The organism is Tessaracoccus antarcticus (assembly GCF_003688855.1).
Classification (GTDB): domain Bacteria; phylum Actinomycetota; class Actinomycetes; order Propionibacteriales; family Propionibacteriaceae; genus Arachnia; species Arachnia antarctica.
This window is the reverse complement of record NZ_REFW01000001.1, coordinates 312,849-332,438: the sequence shown is the minus strand read 5'-3', so window position 1 is coordinate 332,438 and position 19,590 is coordinate 312,849. Positions and strand designations below refer to the sequence as shown.

Genomic DNA, 19,590 nt, shown 5'->3' with positions numbered 1-19,590 from the left:
CTGATCCTCTCTTCGTCCCCACTGTCACCCACGTCACGGTGGGGAGCGAGTTGCCCCGCTCCCCACCGGTACCCGATCAACGGTTGATCTGTGTCCAACCGTCGGTCAGGGCCTTGCTCAGCCCATCAGCGTCGCTCTGCCCGGCCAGGAACGTCTGGAACGCGGGGGTGGCGACGGTGTCCTTCCACTGTGTGTAGTTGGGCACCTTCATGAAGGGAGCAGCCTCCAGGTGATCACCGGAGGCGAGGATTTCGGTCCACCCGTCCTTGCCGCCCGTCTGCTCGGCGATCAGGTCCCGCGCAGCCTTGGATGCTGGGATGAGGGCGTCGGCAGTGTTCAGAGCGGCCAGGTTCTCCGCGCTGGCGAAGTAGTTCACGAAGGCGGCGGACTGCTCCACACTCTTGGAATCGATGTTCACCGACAGGGTCTGCGGGTTCGCGGACTGCGCCGCTGACTTCGTTCCTTCAAGGGCGGGCAACACCGCCCACTCAAAGCCCTCGGGGGCGTCCTTGGCGATGTTGGCCGCCTGGTAGGACCCCTGCACCGTCATGGCGTACTTGCCTGCGTAGAACCCTGCCAGGACGTCGCCGCCGGACTGGGTCAGCGTCGAGGGTTCGAGGGACTTGTCCTCAGTGTTCATCGCCATGATCTCGTTGGGGAGCTTGAGTTCCCCGTCACCGATCACCACCTTGGCGGTGTCCCCTTCACCGTCGAAGTAGACGCCACCGTTGCCCAGACCCAGCGACATGAAGGTGGCGGTGGGGGACTTGAGGCCCCACCCCAGACCGAACTGGCCGCCGGTGGTGGCCTGCTTGGCCATGGCCCGGAAGTCGTCCCACTTGAGGGTGTCGCCGGTGGGCACGGTGATTCCGGCGCTCTTCAGCATCTTCGTGTTGGCGAACACCATGTAGGACTGCAGTTCAGTGGGGACAGCGATGATCTGGTCGTTCACCGTGACGGAGTCCCAGATGCCCTGGTTGACGTCGGACTTCATGTCCTCCGAGATGTAGGGGGTCATGTCGGCCAGGTACCCGTCGAGAGCGAACGGGATGACGGAGGCCGCCTCGTAATGGATGATGTCCGGCGCGGCGCCACCGGCGAACTGGGTGACGAGTTTGTCGTAGACCCCGTCCCAACCGGCCGGCACGATCTTCACCTGCACCATCGGGTTCTCGGCGTTCCACTTCTTGACCACTGCCTCCGTGGCCGCGATGGCGCCGGGCTGGTCGGACAGCGACTGGAACGTCAGGTCCACCTTCTCCGCGGGAGGCGCGGCCGACGACACGGCCTCCCCGGGCGACGCCTCCGGTGTGGTCGAACCACCGGTGGAGGTGCAGGCGGTGAGTGCCAGGGCACCCACCCCCACGAGCGCCAGCAACTGTGATGTGCGCTTGTTCATGGTTGTTTCCTTTCGATTGGCGGGCGTTAGCCCTTGACTGCTCCGGCGAGCAGCCCACCTGTGAGTTTGCGTTGCATGAATCCGAAGAAGACCAGGCTGGGGATGGCGGCCATGACTGCGCCGGCCGCCAACGGCCCGAGGGCCACCTTGCCTTCACCGCCCACGAACATCTTGAGCGTGATGGGGAGTGTGTAGTTGTCGGGCGTCTGGATGAGGACGAGCGCGAAGAAGAACTCGTTCCAGGAGGACACGAACGCGAACATGGCCGTGGCCACGATTCCCGGCATCAGGAGCGGGAACACGATCTCTCGCAGCACTTTGAAGCGGCTGGCGCCATCCATCGCCCCTGCCTCCTCCAGATCCTTGGGGATGGCGGCCACGTAGCCCTGGAGCATCCAGAGGGCGAAGGGCATGGTGTAGGTGGTGTAGACGAGAATCAGGCCCAGCAGGGAGTCGACGAGATTCAGGTTCTTCAGGATGATGAACAGCGGGATGATGATGAGGATCACCGGGAAGACCTGGCTCGTCAGGATCCAGCCCACTCCCAGGGTGCGGAGCTTGCCCTTGAACCTGGCGAGGGCGTAGGCCGCGGGGATGGAGACCACGATGACCAGGATGGTCGTGGTCACGGCGACGATGGTGGAGTTCAATCCCGAGCGGACCAGGCCCTGTTTGGCGAGCGCCTCGGGGAAGTTCGCCAGGTGCCAGTCCGTCGGGATGAGGTTGACCCGCAGCGAGTTGAGCTCGGCCGAGGACTTGAAGGCCGCGGAGATCAGCCACAGGAGCGGGAACCCCAGGAAGATCAGGTAAGCCAGTAGTAGGAGATATTGTCCGGGTTTCGTGAAACGTCCCATCAGTCCTTGTCCTTCCTGAACTGGGACCACAAGTAGAAGCTCATGAGGATGAGCACGAAGACCACGAGCACCAACCCCATGGCCGCTGCGTAGCCGAGGTGCTTGCTCTTGAACGCTTCGAGGTAGGTGAACAGCATGGGCAGCATGGTCCTGCCGCCGGGCCCGCCCTCGGTCATGACGTAGACGAGGCCGAACGAGTTGAAGTTCCAGATGAAGTTCAGGCTGGTGATGGCCGCGACGATGGGACGCAGGCTGGGAATGGAGATCTTCCAGAACCGGTTCCAGGCGTTGGCGCCGTCCACCTGAGCCGCCTCGTGCAGTTCCATGGGGACCTGCTGCAGACCGGCGAGCAGGGTGATGGTGGTCTGCGGCATGCCCACCCAGACACCCACCACGATGACGGCCGGCAGGGCGGTGTCGAAGTTGGCGAGCCAGTCGGTGTTCGTGGGTCCGCCGAAGGCACTGACGATGGCGTTCAGCGGCCCGGTCTGCCGGTAGATCAACTTCCACATGATGGCCACGACCACCGGGGGCATCGCCCAGGGGACCAGGGCCAGGACACGGGTGAATCCCTTGAGCCGGAGGTCGGCGTTGAGCAGCAGTGCCAACCCCATGCCCGCGACCAGTTGGAGCACGGTCACGGAGATGGACCACACCAGGCCGATCCGGAACGACTCCCAGAACATCGTGTCGCCGACGAGGCGGGCGAAGTTGTCGAAGGCCACGAAGTTGGACTCCACGTTGCGTCGCAGGGTCGCATCCGTGAACGCCAGCACGATCCCGTTGATGAGCGGGAAGACGCTGAAGATGAGAATGGGCAGGGTGGCGGGGATGACGAGCGCGATGGCCTCGCGCCGCTCGGTCCTGGCGATGGTTGTCGTTTTCTTGCGTGTGGTCACCGGAGGTCTGACAGCGGTGTCAGTCACGGGTTCCTCCTTGGGGTCGGGGAGCGCTGGACGCACGAATGGTGAGCGAGGGATGGATGGTGAGGCGGCTCACGGGAGCCCCCGGATGGGCGATGCGGTGCATGAGCAGTTCCGCAGCGCGGGTGGCCCGCTCGGCCGAGCCGAGGTTCACCGACGTCAGCGGGGGATTGAACGCCTCGGCGAGGTAGGTGTCGTCCATGCCCACCAGGGCCACGTCCTGGCCAACGCGCAGGCCGGCGTCGAGGAGGGCATGGGTGGCTCCGATGGCCAGCAGGTCATTGGCGGCGACGATGGCGTCGAAGGGGCGGGTTCCGGGGCGCGCACCCGCGAGCTCCGTGCCCAGGGCGTCTCGCGCAGCCGCGACGGTGAAGTCGTCCGCGTCCACGAGGAGCCTGTCAGCGGCAGGAACGCCGTGGGCATCCATGGCGGCCATGTAGGCCGTGTGCCTGGCCATGCCGGGTGTGGTCTCTCGTGGTCCGTTGATGAACCCGATGTGGCGCCTGCCTGACGCGCGGAGGTGCTCCACCGCCTGGGCGATGCCATCAGCCGAGTTGGCGCGGACGGAGTCCAGTTCCAGATCCTCCGGGATTGAGCCGATGATCGCTATGGGGTAGCGCGAGGCTCTCAGTGCCGCAAGTACGTCGTCGTTCACCTGGATGGGGCTGATCACCAGACCGTCCGCGAACCCGCGGTCCAGGCTCCTGATGACGTCCAGGATGCCTGCCGGCTCAAGACCCGTCGAGGAGACCAGCAGCCGGTATCCGAGTGGGCGGGTGGCCTGTTCCACGGCACGCATCATCTCGACGTAGACGGGGTTGCCGATGTCGGCCACGGCGAAGAGCAACTGGAAGGTGGCGCCCATCTTCAGTGCCCGGGCGTTGGCGTCCGGTACGTACCCGAGGTCGGCGGCTGCCTGCTGGACGGCGCGCACTGTTTCGGGGCTGGCGACGAGGCCGTTGATGGCGCGGGAGGCGCTGGCGATGGAGACGCCGGCACGCCGTGCCACCTGCGTCAGCGTTGCTCGTGCCGTCATTGGCTGGACCCCGATTCCCTCGTTGGAAACGTTTACACCTGTCGCACCAGCATGGTGGACGGCCCACCTTCTGTCAAGGGAAATCTCGAGGCTTCTTCCCGGCCCCGGTGGCGGCCGTGATCTTCGTGTCCGGTGCACTGCGTCGCCTCCAGGGGTGGGGCGCCGATTGGACACGGGCGTGAAAGAATTGCCGCAGGAGACGACTCGGTGAGGGTGATGGCATGACGACGGTTCTGATCTACTTGGTCGTGGTGTTCGCTGCCGGTCTGCTGGCCATCGGCATCCGACTCCCACCGCTCGTGGGGTTTCTGGCTGCCGGGTTCGTGCTGAACGGACTGGGCGTGCCGGAGATCGGCGGCCTCGGGTTCTTGGCCGACCTGGGCGTCACCCTCATGCTGTTCGCCATCGGGTTGAAGCTGAACGTCCGGACCCTGTTGGGCAGGGAGGTGTGGCTCACCGCCACGGCACACATGGCAGGGTCGGTCGTGGTGGGTGCCGCGTTCCTGGGGCTGCTGTCCCTCCTCGGTGTGTTCGCCGTCGGAAGCCTGCCCATCCTCGGCGTGCTCGCATTCGCGCTGTCGTTCTCCAGCACGGTGTTCGTCATCAAGATCCTCCAGGACCGCGGCGACGAGCAGGCGCTGTACGGGCGGATCGCCATCGGCGTGCTGATCATGCAGGACATCGCCGCCGTGGTCTTCCTGTCTGTGTCCCGGGGTACACCCCCCAGCCCGTTGGCCCTGGGACTCGTCATCCTCATCCCTCTGCTGTGGTGGTTCTTCAAGCGGTTCCACCGGTTGGGTCGGGCGGAGATGCAGGCGCTGTTCGGCATCTTCATGGCGCTGGTGCCCGGGTATGCACTTTTCGAGTACGTGGGGCTGGAGGGCACCCTCGGGGCACTGGTCATGGGCATGGTGCTGGCGTCGCATCCCGGTGCGGACCAGCTCTCCCACAGCCTGTTCACGCTGAAGGAACTCCTTCTCATCGGGTTCTTCGTCAACATCGGTTTCACGGGCCTGCCGGACGCCCAGAACATCATCATCGGGCTGCTGCTACTCCTGCTGTTGCCGCTGCAGGGCATCGGCTACTGGGTCCTGTTGTGGGCCCAGGGGATGCGCCACCGCACGAGCCTGTTGGCCGGCCTCCTGTTGTCCAACTACTCGGAGTTCGGGCTCATCGTCGCGGCCACGGGCGTCACGGCGGGATGGCTGCCGACGCACTGGCTCGTCAGCATCGCCATTGCCGTCGCGGGCAGCTTCGTTGTCTCCGCCATCGCGAACCCGCGCCGGACCTCCGCACTGTCGCAGTTCGCCAGCCGCATTCCGCCGCGCCCACCCGAGAAGCTGCACCACCACGACCGACCCATCCCCATCGGCAACGCCCGGGCGCTGGTGCTGGGCATGGGCAGGGTGGGGAGGGCCACCTACGACCGGCTCGTAGATGAGTACGGCATCAACACCCTCGGTGTGGAACACGACCCCGACCGTGTGGAGCACCTGCTGAGCGAAGGCGTGTCCGTGATCGAGGGTGACGCCACCGACACCGACTTCTGGGACCGGGTGGTGCGCAACGGAAAGATTGAGGTGATCGTCCTGGCCATGCCGTCGCAGCTCGCCAACATCGACGCCCTGCAGGAACTGCGGGAGAGGAAGTTCACGGGAACGGTCGCGGCCGTGGCGCTGTACGTGGACGACGTCGAGGAACTCTACGAACGCGGCATCGACGTGGTGGTCCACATGTACGGCGGCGCGGGACGCGACCTCGCGGACCAGAGCATGGACGCACGGGCCGAACGGGGCCTGTGAGCCACGCTCCACCATCCACACCCTTGCCGCGACGCTCCACACGCACACAGATGGGTGTGATCCCGGGTTCCACGGGGACGTGGTCCCACATCGTCCGCTAACCGGGGAACCCCGCCTCGCGTGAGACGGCCCCGCCGGGTGTCAGGAGGTGACGTCGGCTGTGGTGAAGCGTCCCCACGCCAGCGAGAGGAAGATCGCGACCCATCCCAGCTGGACGAGCATCCCGCTGCCGAGGACACTCCAGTTCACCTCGACGCGAAGGAATTCGGCGAAGTCGAACCAGTGGTGTGTCAGCAGGTACGGGTGGATCGCGGCGAGCTGGGGGAGTGTGTCCAGCACCGAGGACACGACGGCGACGATGGTGGTGGCCGCCATGGCGCCCACGGGGACCTCCGTCAGGGTGGAGAAGAACAGTCCCACGGCCACCAACCCGGTCAGGGAGAGCGCCACGTAGAGCGCAACGCCGAACATGCGTCCCATGCCTTCTGCCAACCCCACCGTGGAACCGGACAGGAGAGTCATGTCCGTGAGGCCGAAGAAGGCCCCGCCCGAGGCGAGGGCCACCGCCGCGATCAGCAGGACCGCGGCCATGGCGAAGGCGAGGGACGCGAGTGCCTTGGACGCCAGCAGCCGGCTGCGGGAGGAGGGCAGGGTGAGGAGGTACCGCAGCGTTCCGGTTTGGGCCTCACCCGCGATGGCGTCGCCGGCCGTGATCCCGACGGTGAGCGGGAGGAGGAATGGCAGGCACAGGAACAATGCGGCGATCACCAGGAACAACCCGTTGCCGGTCACCCGACCGATGAACCCGGGACCCTGCCCGGCCATCCCGGAGTTCTGTGCCACGAAGAGAACGATGGCCAACAACAGCGGCACAGCCGCAAGTCCTGCCAGCAGGGCGATGGTGCGCGGCCTGCCGAAGAGGAGGCGGAGGTCGCTGCGCAACTGTCGCCCGAAGGAGCCCCTAGCGTGCGACATCGAAGCCCTCCCCGGTCAGTTCCACGAACAACTGTTCGAGGCTTCGACGGCGAACATCGAGCCCCACGAGGTCCACGCCAGCGCGGACCAGTGCTGCCGAAACACTCTCGGGAGGTGTTTCCCCGAGGCGGGCGTGCAACTCGACGCCGTCGACCCGTACGTCCAGCAGACCGAGGGCTTCCAGCACCTGTGCAGCTTCGGCGACGTGGTCCGGCGTGGTCGTGACGGCGACGCGGACGTCGTCGTCGGATTCCAGAGCCTCGCGTTCGGCCTGCGCGAGGAGTTTGCCCCTGCCCATGATCCCGATGTGCGAGCAGACCTGCTCGATCTCGGAGAGCAGGTGCGAGGACACCATGACGGTGGTGCCCTCTGCGGAGAGTTCCCGGATCAGGTGGCGCACCTCGCGGGTTCCCTGCGGATCGAGTCCGTTGGTGGGCTCGTCCAGGACGAGGAGTTCCCTGGGCCGCAGCAGTGCCGCCGCCAATCCGAGCCGCTGCTTCATGCCGAGCGAGTACTGCCGGTAGGGCTTCTTCGCCGCCGCCGTGAGTCCGACGCGCTCCAGGGCGGTGTCGATGCGGGTGCGGGACGTGCCCGCCTCGGCGGTGGCGTCGCACGCGTCCAGCCGCACCAGGTTGGCACGGCCGCTGAGGTAGGGGTGGAAGGCCGGGCCCTCCACGAGCGCGCCCACGCGGGGCAGGACACTGCCGCCCTCCTTCGGCATGGGCTCGTCAAGGAGCCAGGCGGCTCCCGCCGTGGGCCTCACCAACCCCAGAAGCATCCGGATGGTGGTGGTCTTGCCGGACCCGTTGGGGCCGAGAAATCCGTAGACGGCGCCGCGTGGCACCACGAGGTCGATCCCGTCCACGGCCACCTGGCCGGAACGGAATCGCTTCGTGAGGCCCTCTGTGCGAATTGCCGGCGCGCTCACGCCATCGCGCGGAGGGTCTCGGCGGGTACGGCGCCCACGAGGACGCGCCCGTCGTTGGTCACCAGGATGCTGAGCAGGGTGGTGCTCAGCAGGCGACCCTCGGGGACCTTGGTGGTCAACTGGTCGTAGAGCACGCCCATGTCCATCCCGGATCCGTCGGAGTGCTCGGGGACGAACTCCTCGAGCATCTTCTGCGCTTCTTCGGAGCCGATGATGCGCTCGCCGGATCCGGTCATGGCCGACGGGTCCTTGGCCAGCAACGCGGCGACGTCGAGGTCCTTGAACTCGACGACGGTCCCCCAGCCGGTTCCCGTCACGACGGGCATCTCATGGGCGGAGCCGGATCCCTTGACGGCCCCGTCGTTCTGGGGCAGCGGGACGACGACCTCGCGCTCGGTGACGCCGGCCGGTGCGGTGAACCCGAACACGGACTCGCTCGGCATGCCGAAGGTGACGTCTGTGAAAGACACCTCGACGGCGGGCGCCGTGTCGTCCTGCGTGCTCCAGGTCTGGACTCGGAGCGGGATCTTGGTCTCGCCGTCGATGGAGAGCACGATGCGCTTCACAAGGGTCTTGTCTGTGGTGGGGGTCACGATGAGCTGGTAGACCTCACGGCCTGCGACGGTGCTCTGTGAGTCGACTCGCACGGTGGAGAATTCCCCCACCCTTGCCAGTGCCTCGGTGGCGGCCTCCTGGGGGGTGGGAAGCTCGGCCTGCTTCTTCGTTGCCTCGACGCGCGCTTGCTCGCCCATCGTCTTGAGGCGTGCAAGGTCGGCGTCGCTGAAGGAATAGTGGACAGCCTCGTCGTTGGAGCTCGAGTACGTCCAGGCTTCGGGGCCGTCGTTGACCACGGAGTACTCGGACATCGTCCCCAGCAGGGCAACGCGGGAGCGGTCGACGCCGTCGGTCCAGACGCGCATGGTGGAACTGCCGCCCAGCAGGGAGATGGGGTCGGCGCCGGTGGCCTCGGTGAACAGCATGTCGGGGAGGCCGAGGCGGGCCGTGTGGACGACCGTGCCGGACATCGCCTGCGGCTTGGCGTCCAGGACCTGGGTCACCAGCTGGTCGGCGGTGACGTCGGGCAGGTCGTTGGAGTCACCGGAGGCGAACAGTGGCTGCGAGAGCAGGGAGACAGCCACTGCGCTGGTCACGGCGATCGGGACCACCCAGGGGGAGCGGAGGAAGTTGCGGCGTGCGGGCGCAGTGCTGGTCATGGGCCCCACGGTAGTCGAGGGGTCCTGTGAGGAGCCTGAGAGCTCGTCGTGTGGGGTGATCAGCGCTGGGAGCCGCTGGCATGATGGGGAAATGCGTGTACTGGTGGTCGATGACGAGCGTGGCCTGACCCGCACACTCCAGCGGGGCCTCGCAGCCGAGGGGTTCGCCGTCGACCTCGCCCACGACGGCGAATCGGGTCTGTCCCTGGCCACCCACGGCGACTACGACGCGATGGTGCTGGACATCATGCTGCCCCGTCGCAACGGCTACGACGTCGTGGCGGAGATGCGGAAGCGGGGGGTGTGGACGCCCGTGATCATGCTGAGCGCCAAGGACGGTGAGTACGACGTTGCCGACGCCCTCGATCTGGGTGCCGACGACTACCTCACCAAGCCGTTCTCCTTCGTCGTCCTCGTGGCGAGGTTGCGGGCACTTGTCCGCCGCCCCGCCGAGGCCCGTCCGGCCGTGCTCACCGTGGGCGGCCTCGAACTCGACCCCTCCACGCGCATCGTCAGCCGCGATGGCGTCGCCGTGGCCCTCACCACCCGCGAGGTGGCGCTGCTGGAGTACCTGATGCGGCACGCAAGTCGCGTCATCGGGAAGGTCGAATTGCTGGACCACGTTTGGGACGGGGCAGGCGAGGACCTCAACGTGGTGGAGGTGTACGTGGGTTACCTGCGCCGCAAACTCGGGCGCGACGTCGTGGCCACGGTCCGCGGCGCCGGCTACCGCGTGCTGGGATGAGCGCACCGGGGCGGCGGTGGGGAGGACTCTCGCTGAGGCTCCGCCTCACGTTGGTGACAGCGGGGCTCCTCTGTCTGGGGCTCATACTGGGCGCCGTCGCGCTCACGGCCGTGGTATCGGCCAGCCGGATCTCGGTCCTCGACGAGGTGGCGCTCGAGCGGGCCAGCACCGTTGCACGGCTCGCCGAGGAGGACAGACTTCCCGAGCCGCTCCCCGTGGCGGAACCGGGCGAGATCGCGCAGGTTCTCGACGGCACGGGCCTGGTGGTGGAGAGCTCCGCCAACGCCAGCCGCACGCTCCCCCTGCTGGCGGCGGACCAGGTCGCCCGGCTGCGTGGCGACGGTCCCGCGACGCTGGCGACCGCCTATGACGACCAGGCGCGCCTCGTGGCGCGTGCAGCAACGTGGCGTGGGCAGCAGGTCACCGTCGTGGTGTCCTTGCCGTTGCGTGACGTCGAGGGTGTGCTGCACGCCCTCCGGGTGTCGCTCGTCGGCGTCGTGCCCACGCTCACTGTCCTGCTGGCACTGGTCATCTGGCTGGCGTTGGGTCGCGCACTGGCACCTGTGGAGCAGTTGCGGAAAGCGGCTGCCAGCGTGGCCCGCGAAGGTGGCCCCGGTGCACTGCCCGTGCCTAACGCCGACGACGAGTTGGGGGCGCTCGCCCGGACACTGAACGAGATGCTGGACCGTCTGGAGCGCGCAGCAGTCCGGCAGCGCAGCTTCGTCGAGGATGCTGCTCACGAACTGCGGTCCCCGATCTCCGTGCTGCGGGCCACCGTGGAGGTGGCGCGCTCCCACCCGGATGCGCTGTCCACGGCAGAACTGGCCGCCGATCTGGAGCCCGAGGTGCTGCGGATGCAGTCGCTCGTGGACGACCTCCTCCTGCTGGCCAGGCTGGGCGCCGCACCCGTCCAACGCATCCCCCAGGATCTGGGAACCATCGTGGGCGACGGCGTCAGTGCCGCCCGGGCCGGGGTGTCCGTGGAGGTGCGGGGGAACGGCGTCGCGTACGCGGATCCCTCCTCCATAGGACGCGTGGTGCGCAACCTGGTGGACAACGCCACCCGGCATGCCCTCACCCGGGTGCGGGTGACGATCTCGGACGGGCGCGTCGTCGTGGAGGACGACGGGGCGGGTATCGCCGAGCAGGATCGCGAACGGGTGTTCGAACGGTTCGTGCGCCTCGAGGAGGCGCGGGACAGGGAGGCGGGTGGCAGCGGGCTGGGTCTTGCCATCGTGCGGGAAATCGCCCGCGACCATGGGGGCGACGTGGTGCTGGGGGAGTCAGACCTGGGTGGACTGTCTGCGACTCTGGTGCTCCCCGTGGAGGGGCCGCGTGGCGTCGGGCAGCCCGCGCTCAGGGTGTGAGCAGGCTGGCCCAGCGCCAGTTGAGGTGGTGCGACATCAGTTCCTGAGCATGGGTGGTCTCGCCGTTCCGGATCCCGGCCAGGATGCCGGCGTGCTGCTCGATCACCATCTGGCGGAAGACCTGCAGGTCCATGTCCTGGGCGGCGGCTCCGCGGACGTCGCGGGCGATGGATTCCCGGACCGCGATGGTCAGCGCCCGGATCAAATGGTTGCCGGAGATCTGGGCGATGGCCGCATGGAACTCTGTGTCCAGTTCGTTGAATCGCCGCAGGGGGGTTGCCGGCCGGGACATTTCGTCGAGGATCACCTGGATGCCGTCGTAGTCCGCCTCCGTGCCCTGGGCGATCGCGGCCGCGATGTTCTGCTGCTCGAGCAGGACGCGGGTGGACAGCACGTCCGCGGGCGAGAACAGCTCGAGTGCCACATGCAGCCGCAGCAGGTTGGTGATGGCCCAGCCGTGCTCACCGGAGATCCGGGTCCCCCCAGTGCTTCCAGCGCCCACGGTCGACTCGATGATTCCCTGTGCCTGGAGTGTGCGCATGGCCTCGCGCACAGCCGTACGGCTGACGCCGAGATCGAGGGCCAGGACCCGTTCGGCAGGCAGCAGCGAACCGACACGCAGGTGGCCGTTGAAAATTTCGTCCTCCACGTGGTGGAGCACGACTTCAAATGCTTTCACCGCACGATTCTAGTCGTCCCCGCACGGTAATCCGGACCCCTCTGCGGCGTGGTGCCGGCGTGTGTGCCAGAATGGTCCTACCAATGGCGACGACGGCGTCGCCCATTTCAGGAACGATGGAGTTACTGATGGAGTTTCAACCGGAACTTGCCCCACTCGGCGGTTTGACCGTGTCAGCGCTGGTCGCTCTCCTGCCCCTGGTCACGATGTTCTTCACCCTGGGCGTACTGCGGTGGAAGGCGTACTGGGCGGGGCTCTCGTCACTTGCAGTGGCCGTCGTGGTTGCGGTGATCGCCTTCCAGATGCCCGTGGGTCTGGCCGCGCTGACGGCCACACAAGGGGTTGCCTTCGGCATCTTTCCGATCACGTGGATCGTGTTGACGGCGGTGTGGCTGTACGAGCTCACCGTCGTGTCGGGGAGGTTCGAGGACCTGCGAGCCACGTTCAACCTCATCTCCGACGATCCGCGGATCCTCGCCATACTGATCGCGTTCTGCTTCGGCGGACTGCTGGAGGCACTCGCTGGGTTCGGTGCACCCGTGGCCATCACCGGTGTGATGCTCATGGCGGTCGGGTTTCCTGCGTTCCGTGCCGCGGCCACCGTGCTGCTGGCCAACACCGCACCGGTGGCCTTCGGCGCCATCGCCATCCCCATCATCACCGCCGGTAACCTCACGGGCATCCCGTTCAGGGAGATCGGCGCCTATGTGGGGCACCAGACTCCCGTGCTGGCCCTCTTCGTGCCGCTCCTGCTGGTGCTCATCGCGGACGGGTGGCGCGGTGTTCGCGAGACCTGGCCCGTGGCGCTCGGGATCGGGTTCACCTTTGCCGTGGCCCAATGGGTCAGCGCCACCTGGCTGTCGGTCGAACTCACCGACGTCATCGCATCCCTCGCCGGCCTCGCCGTCGGCGTCGGCATCCTGCAGTTCTGGAAGCCGCGGGGAACCGAGGAGGCCAAGCTCCGCCTTGCCGGGGTGCACGTGGAGGAGGCGGCGGCGGGTTTCAATTCGACGCTCGATCTGCAACGGCACGAGGTCACCACCCGCCCCAGCCGCGGCCAGATTCTGATGGCGCTGTTCCCCTACCTCCTGATCATCGTGGTCTTCGCCGTCGCGAAACTGGTCAAACCGCTGGAAACGGCCCTGGAGTCCACCACCCTCATGATTCCGTGGCCGGGGCTGCATGGCCACATCCTCAACGGCGCTGGAGAAGTGTCAACCTCGACCATTTTCAAGTTCCAGTGGCTGAGCTCCCCCGGCACGCTCCTGCTGCTCTCAGGCATCGTCGTGGCCATCGTGTACAGGGTCCCGGCGGCAGAAGCGGTGAGAACCTTCGGCCGGCAGGTGCACAAGTTGCGGTGGACCTTCCTGACCATCGGCTCGGTCCTCGGTCTTGCCTACGTGATGAACCTGTCCGGCCAGACCATCACGATCGGCACCTGGATCGCCGGGACGGGCGCAGCGTTCGCCTTCCTGTCCCCGATCCTCGGCTGGATAGGCACCGCCGTCACCGGATCGGACACGAGCGCCAACGCACTCTTCGCCACCCTGCAACAGAGCGCCGCCGAGAATGCCGGTATTGACCCCACCCTGCTGGTGGCCGCCAACACGGCAGGTGGTGTAGTGGGCAAGATGATCAGTCCGCAGAACCTGGCAATTGCTGCCACCGCAGTGGGGCTCGTCGGGCACGAGTCCGACATCTTCCGCAAGGTCGCATGGTGGAGTGTGGGGCTGCTGTTGGCCCTGTGCCTGCTGGTGGGGCTGCAATCCACACCCGTGTTGTCATGGATGCTGCCATCGTGACAATGGGAGAGAGTACAAAGGAGAACCTGATGACCGCATCACCGCAGGGACGCCCCGGGCACGGGCTGACGGTGGCACTGTTTGCCACCTGCATCAACGACACCATGTTCCCGGGGACGCCCCGGGCCACGGTGGAGGTGCTGGAGCGCCTCGGCTGCACCGTCGTCTTCCCGCGAGAGCAAACCTGCTGCGGGCAGATCTTCACCAACACCGGCTACTTCGACGAGGCTGTCCCCAGCGTGCGGACCTACGTGAAGGCCTTCGGGGGCTACGACTACATCGTCGGCCCCTCCGGAAGTTGCGTTGGGGCTGTCAGGGATCAACACCCGATCCTGGCCCAGCGCAGCGGCGACGCAGGTCTGCAACGCGAGGTGGCCCAGGTCGCCCCCCGGACCCTTGATGTCAGTGAGTTCATCGTGGACGTGCTCGGGGTCACCGACGTGGGCGCGTACTTCCCCCACCGCGTGACCTACCACCCCACCTGTCACTCGCTGAGGGTCGTCAAGGTGGGCGATCGGCCCTACACATTACTCAGCAAGGTACGTGGACTGGAGCTCGTCGAGCTGCCTGACGCCCGCCAGTGCTGCGGATTTGGGGGCACATTCAGCCTCAAGAACGCCGATGTCAGTGTGGCCATGGCCGCCGACAAGGCACGCAATGTCGCCTCGACCGGCGCGGAATACCTCGTGGCCGGGGACAACTCCTGCCTGATGAACATTGGTGGCGTGCTATCGCGGCAGAACGCGGCGGTGAAGCCGATCCATCTCATCGAGATCCTGGCCCACACGGAAGGGAACTGACCATGACGACCGAGCGGCTCACTCCTGCACCACCCCCCGGTGAACTCATCGATTCGCCACGGTTCCCGGTGGCAGCGCGCCGTGAACTCGGCAACGCCCAACAGCGGCGCAACCTCCACCACGCCACCCGCACCATCCGTGACAAGCGTGCGCAGGCTGTGGGTGAGATGGACAACTGGCAGGAGTTGCGCGCTGCGGGCGGTGCGATCAAGAGCCGTGTGCTGCGACATCTACCGGAGTACCTGGAGCAGCTCGAAGCCTCCTTGACGCGCAATGGTGCGACGGTGCACTGGGCCGGTGATGCCGCCGAGGCGAATCGCATCGTCATCGACCTGGTCCAGCAGACCGGCTCGACGGAGGTCGTCAAGGTGAAATCCATGGCCACTCAGGAGATCGAACTCAACGAAGCCCTGGAGGAGTCCGGGATTGCAGCGTGGGAAACCGACCTGGCCGAACTGATCGTCCAGCTGGGCCACGACCGCCCCTCCCACATCCTGGTGCCGGCGATCCACCGCAATCGCTCCGAGGTGCGCGACATTTTCCTGGCCGAGATGGGGAACTACGGCACCCCGCCCCCGCCAGGACTGGACGACGACCCCGTCAACCTGGCCGACGCGGCCAGGGGGCACCTGCGCGAGAAGTTCCTGCGCGCCAGGGTGGCTGTCTCCGGTGCGAACTTCGCCATCGCCGACACCGGATCGCTGGTGGTGGTGGAATCCGAGGGCAACGGCCGCATGTGCCTGACCCTCCCCGAGACCCTCATCAGCGTGGTCGGCATCGAGAAGGTCCTCCCCTCCTTCGAGGACCTCGAGGTCTTCATGCAACTGCTCCCACGCAGTTCCACCGCCGAGCGAATGAACCCCTACACCTCCATCTGGTCGGGAGCCAGCGAAGGTGACGGGCCGCAGAACGTCCATGTGGTGCTGATCGACAATGGTCGGACGAAGGCCCTGGCGGACCCGCAGGGGCGTACGGCGCTCCGTTGCATCCGTTGCTCGGCATGCCTCAACATCTGCCCCGTCTTCGAGAAGGTCGGTGGGCACGCCTACGGCTCGGTCTACCCCGGCCCGATCGGTGCGATCCTCAACCCGCAGATCCGCGGTACCGATTCTGCGGTGGACCGCTCGCTGCCCTTCGCCTCCACCCTGTGCGGGGCCTGCACCGAGGTGTGCCCCGTGATGATCCCCATCGCCGACCTGCTGGTGCACATGCGGAGCAAGGTGGTGGACGCCAAGAAGGCTGAGAACACGGGTGTCCACCTGCCACATGCCGAGCCGGCCATGATGAAGGCAGGCGCATGGGTCATGGCAGACCATCGGCGACTGGAAGCAGCGCAGCTCGCCACCAAGACGAGTGGCAAGGTGCTGGGGCACTTCACCGATCACATCGGAGCGTTGCCGTGGCCCCTGTCGAAGTGGGCCAACGCCCGCGACACAGCCAACCCGCCGACGCAGACCTTCCGCGACTGGTGGAAGGCCAACCGAGCCCAGGAGGAACAGAAGTGAGCGCCAAGTCGGAGATCATGCAGCGCATCCGCACAGCCCTCGAAGATGTTCCCGACATCCCCGCCGTGGATGATGTCCCCGTGCCCTGGGAGTTCGGTCGCGCGGTGGACCTGTCAGCGGCCGGCGAGATTCTGGACGTCTTCGTGGAACGGGTGGAGGACTACCACGCCACGGTGGTGCGCTGCCCGGCAGCTGACCTTCCGGTGGCGATCGCTGATGGGCTGCGGGCCACCGGTGCCACCAGCGCTGTCGTACCGGAGGGCCTCAATCCAGACTGGCTGAGCGCCGCCGATGGTGTGCGGTTCACCGTCGAGACGATGCCACATCTGTCCCCCCACGAGCTGAACCGCATCGACGCCGTGGTCACCGCCTCGGCGGTGGGAGTGGCCGAAACCGGGACCATTGTGCTGGACCATTCCGCGGACCAGGGACGTCGTGCCCTGACACTGGTGCCGGACCGCCACATCGTGGTGATTGGGGCGGACCAGGTGGTCTCCGGTGTCCCGGAGGCTGTCGCACTGTTGCGCCCTGCGGTGGAGGCGGGCCGGCCCCTGACGTGGATCAGTGGCCCCAGCGCCACGAGCGACATCGAACTCTCCCGGGTTGAAGGCGTGCACGGGCCGCGTCACCTCTACGTCATCCTCGTCCAGGAAAGGCCCTGACATGACCGTCACCGCGCACGACGAGAAGATGGATGCGGTCATACGGGACCTGCACACGGCGGTGGACGACAGGTTGTCCACCCGCTTGTTTGACCGTCGTCGGATGGCCCACGACGCCTCCCACTACCTGCTGGAACCGTTTGCCGTGGTCGTTGCCGAGAACGCAGAGGATGTTGCCGCTGCTGTCCGGATCGCCCACCAGCACCAGCGCTCCGTGACGTTTCGCTCCGGCGGCACCAGCCTCAGTGGACAGTCGGTCAGCGACGGGATCATCATCGACACGCGCCAGCACTTCCGAGGGGTTGAGGTGCTGGACGGCGGTGAGCGGGTCCGATGCCAGCCGGGTGCCACGGTGCGGCAGGTCAATGCCCGCCTGGCCCTGTACCGACGCATACTGGGCCCGGATCCGGCCAGCGAGTCCGCCTGCACCATCGGTGGCGTGGTTGCCAACAATTCCAGTGGGATGAGCTGCGGCACCATCGCCAACACCTACGAGACGCTCGACTCCCTGCGCTTCGTCCTGGTCACCGGGACCATGGTCGACACCAGCCGTGAGGACTGCGACCAGGCCCTGCGTGCCGCCGAACCCGAACTGTGGCGAAGCCTCGCGGAGTTGAGGGACCGGGTCCGGTCCAATCCGCAGTCGCTGCAGCGGATCCGCCACCAGTTCTCGATGAAGAACACGATGGGCTACGGACTGAACTCCCTCGTGGACTTCGACGAGCCGGCCCAGATCCTCGCCCACCTGATGATCGGGTCGGAGGGCACCCTGGGGTTCATCCTCGACGCCACCTTCGTGACCCTGCCGATCCATGCGCACATGGCCACCGCGCTGTGCATCTTCGATGCACCGGAGGATGCCACGGCCGCGCTGCCCTCCCTGGTGGCGCACGGCGTCCGCACAGCCGAGTTCATGGACGCGGCGTCGCTGCGTGTCACCCAGAGGGGATCCCGCAAGGTCCGTGCTCTGGAGGGCCTGAACGTGGATCGGCACACCGCGCTGCTGGTCGAGGTTGCGGGGGACAGCGTCCAGGAGATGGATGAGCTTCACCACGGCATCTCTGCCCTGTTCGGCGGCTTCCGCGGGCTTGCGCAGGACACCCGGTTCACCACGGACCCGGTGCTGCGGGCCGAATGGTGGCACGTGCGCAAGGGCCTCTACACGGCGGTGGCCGGAGCCCGCCCATCCGGTTCGACAGCCCTGCTGGAGGACGTGGTGGTACCGATGCCGCAGCTGGCGGACACGGTGTCGGCACTGACCAGGATGTGCAACAGCTACGGCTACGACGACGCCGTGCAATTTGGTCACGCCAAGGACGGCAACCTGCACTTCATGATCAACCCGAACCTGAGCGACGAGACCCAACTCGGCACCTACGCCCGGTTCACCGACGACCTCGTGGATCTGATCCTGGAGGCCGATGGGTCGCTGAAGGCCGAGCACGGTACGGGCCGGATCATGGCGCCGTTCGTGCGGCGGCAGTACGGGGATGAGCTGTACGACGTCATGGTGCGGATCAAGAGGGCCTGCGATCCCGGGAACACCCTGAACCCGGGTGTCATCATCACCGAGGACGCCCACGCGCACCTGCGGGACCTGAAACCCGCCACCCTCGTCGACGCCCAGGTGGACCGCTGCGTCGAGTGCGGCTACTGCGAACCCGTCTGTCCCTCCAAGGACCTGACAACCACCCCCCGTCAGCGGATCGCCATCCTGCGCGACATGAGCCTGATGAATCCCGAGCAGCGTGCCGAGATGGAGAAGGACTACGACTACGACGCGATCGACACCTGCGCCGTCGACTCGCTGTGCATGATCGCGTGTCCCGTGGACATCGACACCGGCGTCTTCATGAAGTCCCTCCGCACACAACGGTGGTCCAAGCCGGCGCAGAAGGTGGGGGAGACCCTCGCGAAGCAATGGGGCCCCGTGCTGGGAGGGCTTCGCGCAGGCATGCACGTTGCCGATCACGTGCCCAGCGGACTGCTCACCGGAATCACCCGCGCCGCCCGCATCCCCCTGTCGAAGGACCTGATTCCCCTGGTGGGGGACGACCTGCCCTCGGCGGGGGCGGATCGCAAGGTGATGCGCACGTACGCATGCGTCACACGTGGCGACGATGCGGAGGTGGCCTTCTTCCCCTCATGCCTCTCGGAGATCTTCAGTGCGGCCGATCCGCAGTCTGCGGGTGCCGCGGGCAGTTTCCTGCACCTGTGCGGGGTCGCGGGTGCGAAGGTGCGGGTCGTCGACGGGGTCGAGAAGCTGTGCTGCACCACGGTGTGGAGTTCGAAGGGGCTGACGCTCGGCCGCGACGAGATGGCCAGGCGAACCGCGGAGGCGGTGCTGACAGCCACCGACCAGGGCCGGATCCCGGTGGTCAGTGATGCCAGTTCCTGCAGCCATGGTCTGCACGAGATCGGCGGGTACCTGCGGCAGGCCGGCGAGGATGCGCTGGCGCAACGGTTCGACGCCGTCCATGTGATGGATTCCACCCGCTACACCGCCGAGCGTCTCCTGGACCGGCTGGGCCCGGTGCGGCGCCTCGCCTCGGTGGTGCTGCATCCCACCTGCACGGATCGACACGAGGGCAACGTGCCCGCACTGCAGAAACTGGCTGAGGCCTGCGCCGAGGAAGTGGTGGTGCCCATCGACGCCGGCTGCTGCGGCTTTGCGGGCGACCGGGGCATGCTGCACCCCGAACTGACCGCGTCCGCGACCCGGGCGGAGGCCGCTGAGGTGATCGGCGGCACCTACGACGCCCATCTCTCCAGCAACCGGACCTGTGAACTGGGGATGAGTCGCGCCACCGGGAAGACCTACCGGCACGTGCTGGAGGTACTGGCGGAGATGATCGAGTCGTGAACAGCTGGTGGTGAGGCGCTGCCCGGTTCCGGGGGC

The 19,590-nt window shown here is 66.9% G+C and carries 16 protein-coding genes; 8 read left to right on the top strand and 8 right to left on the bottom strand.

Annotated features, from left to right (window positions below):
* Positions 1 to 76: 76 nt before the first annotated feature.
* Genes EAX62_RS01495 through EAX62_RS01480 form a run of 4 tightly spaced genes read right to left on the bottom strand, consistent with a single transcriptional unit; the run spans position 77 to position 4,212 of the window.
* Positions 77 to 1,399 (bottom strand): ABC transporter substrate-binding protein, encoded by a 1,323-nt coding sequence (locus tag EAX62_RS01495; protein WP_121899911.1) that lies wholly within the window; start codon positions 1,397 to 1,399, stop codon positions 77 to 79.
* A 26-nt stretch (positions 1,400 to 1,425) separates the two neighbouring features.
* A complete protein-coding gene (locus tag EAX62_RS01490; protein WP_121899910.1) occupies positions 1,426 to 2,253 on the bottom strand; it encodes a carbohydrate ABC transporter permease in 828 nt (275 codons plus the stop codon).
* Positions 2,253 to 3,179, bottom strand: coding sequence for a carbohydrate ABC transporter permease (locus tag EAX62_RS01485; RefSeq protein WP_121899909.1), 927 nt, complete (start codon positions 3,177 to 3,179; stop codon positions 2,253 to 2,255). The genes EAX62_RS01490 and EAX62_RS01485 overlap by 1 nt, the downstream gene beginning before the upstream one ends.
* Positions 3,172 to 4,212: a LacI family DNA-binding transcriptional regulator gene (locus tag EAX62_RS01480; protein WP_121899908.1), complete on the bottom strand. Its 1,041-nt coding sequence runs from the start codon at positions 4,210 to 4,212 to the stop codon at positions 3,172 to 3,174. Before EAX62_RS01480 ends, EAX62_RS01485 begins: the two co-directional genes overlap by 8 nt.
* A 221-nt stretch (positions 4,213 to 4,433) precedes the next feature.
* On the opposite strand from EAX62_RS01480, the gene EAX62_RS01475 reads away from it, so the two are divergent.
* On the top strand, positions 4,434 to 6,014 hold the full coding sequence (locus EAX62_RS01475; protein WP_121899907.1) for a cation:proton antiporter family protein: 1,581 nt from the start codon (positions 4,434 to 4,436) through the stop codon (positions 6,012 to 6,014).
* Between the two features lie 141 nt (positions 6,015 to 6,155).
* Here the strand turns inward: EAX62_RS01475 and EAX62_RS01470 are convergent, their stop codons facing one another.
* From EAX62_RS01470 to EAX62_RS01460, 3 genes are read right to left on the bottom strand one after another with little or no spacing between them, the layout of a single operon-like run.
* Positions 6,156 to 6,989, bottom strand: a complete 834-nt coding sequence (locus EAX62_RS01470) for an ABC transporter permease (RefSeq protein ID WP_121899906.1) — start codon at positions 6,987 to 6,989, stop codon at positions 6,156 to 6,158.
* Complete coding sequence (locus EAX62_RS01465) at positions 6,976 to 7,917, bottom strand: ABC transporter ATP-binding protein (RefSeq protein WP_121899905.1); 942 nt, start codon at positions 7,915 to 7,917, stop codon at positions 6,976 to 6,978. The genes EAX62_RS01470 and EAX62_RS01465 overlap by 14 nt, the downstream gene beginning before the upstream one ends.
* Complete coding sequence (locus EAX62_RS01460) at positions 7,914 to 9,131, bottom strand: LolA family protein (RefSeq protein ID WP_121899904.1); 1,218 nt, start codon at positions 9,129 to 9,131, stop codon at positions 7,914 to 7,916. Before EAX62_RS01460 ends, EAX62_RS01465 begins: the two co-directional genes overlap by 4 nt.
* Positions 9,132 to 9,222: 91 nt before the next feature.
* On the opposite strand from EAX62_RS01460, the gene EAX62_RS01455 reads away from it, so the two are divergent.
* A complete protein-coding gene (locus tag EAX62_RS01455; RefSeq protein ID WP_121899903.1) occupies positions 9,223 to 9,876 on the top strand; it encodes a response regulator transcription factor in 654 nt (217 codons plus the stop codon).
* On the top strand, positions 9,873 to 11,243 hold the full coding sequence (locus EAX62_RS01450) for an ATP-binding protein (protein ID WP_121899902.1): 1,371 nt from the start codon (positions 9,873 to 9,875) through the stop codon (positions 11,241 to 11,243). Before EAX62_RS01455 ends, EAX62_RS01450 begins: the two co-directional genes overlap by 4 nt.
* Here the strand turns inward: EAX62_RS01450 and EAX62_RS01445 are convergent.
* Complete coding sequence (locus EAX62_RS01445) at positions 11,233 to 11,922, bottom strand: FadR/GntR family transcriptional regulator (protein WP_121899901.1); 690 nt, start codon at positions 11,920 to 11,922, stop codon at positions 11,233 to 11,235. The two genes, EAX62_RS01450 and EAX62_RS01445, sit on opposite strands and share 11 nt — an antisense overlap.
* Before the next feature lie 128 nt (positions 11,923 to 12,050).
* Between EAX62_RS01445 and EAX62_RS01440 the strand changes: the two genes are divergently transcribed.
* From EAX62_RS01440 to EAX62_RS01420, 5 genes are read left to right on the top strand one after another with little or no spacing between them, the layout of a single operon-like run.
* The gene (locus EAX62_RS01440) at positions 12,051 to 13,724 is read left to right on the top strand and encodes an L-lactate permease (protein ID WP_199711055.1); all 1,674 of its coding nucleotides are present in this window, start codon (positions 12,051 to 12,053) and stop codon (positions 13,722 to 13,724) included.
* 29 nt (positions 13,725 to 13,753) lie between these two features.
* Positions 13,754 to 14,524 (top strand): (Fe-S)-binding protein, encoded by a 771-nt coding sequence (locus tag EAX62_RS01435; RefSeq protein ID WP_233557758.1) that lies wholly within the window; start codon positions 13,754 to 13,756, stop codon positions 14,522 to 14,524.
* A gap of 2 nt (positions 14,525 to 14,526) precedes the next feature.
* Complete coding sequence (locus tag EAX62_RS01430; protein WP_121899898.1) at positions 14,527 to 16,029, top strand: lactate utilization protein B; 1,503 nt, start codon at positions 14,527 to 14,529, stop codon at positions 16,027 to 16,029.
* Positions 16,030 to 16,046: 17 nt separating this feature from the next.
* A complete protein-coding gene (locus EAX62_RS01425) occupies positions 16,047 to 16,691 on the top strand; it encodes a LutC/YkgG family protein (protein ID WP_121900935.1) in 645 nt (214 codons plus the stop codon).
* Between the two features lies 1 nt (position 16,692).
* Positions 16,693 to 19,554, top strand: coding sequence for an FAD-binding and (Fe-S)-binding domain-containing protein (locus EAX62_RS01420; RefSeq protein WP_233557757.1), 2,862 nt, complete (start codon positions 16,693 to 16,695; stop codon positions 19,552 to 19,554).
* The last annotated feature ends 36 nt before the right edge of the window (positions 19,555 to 19,590 follow it).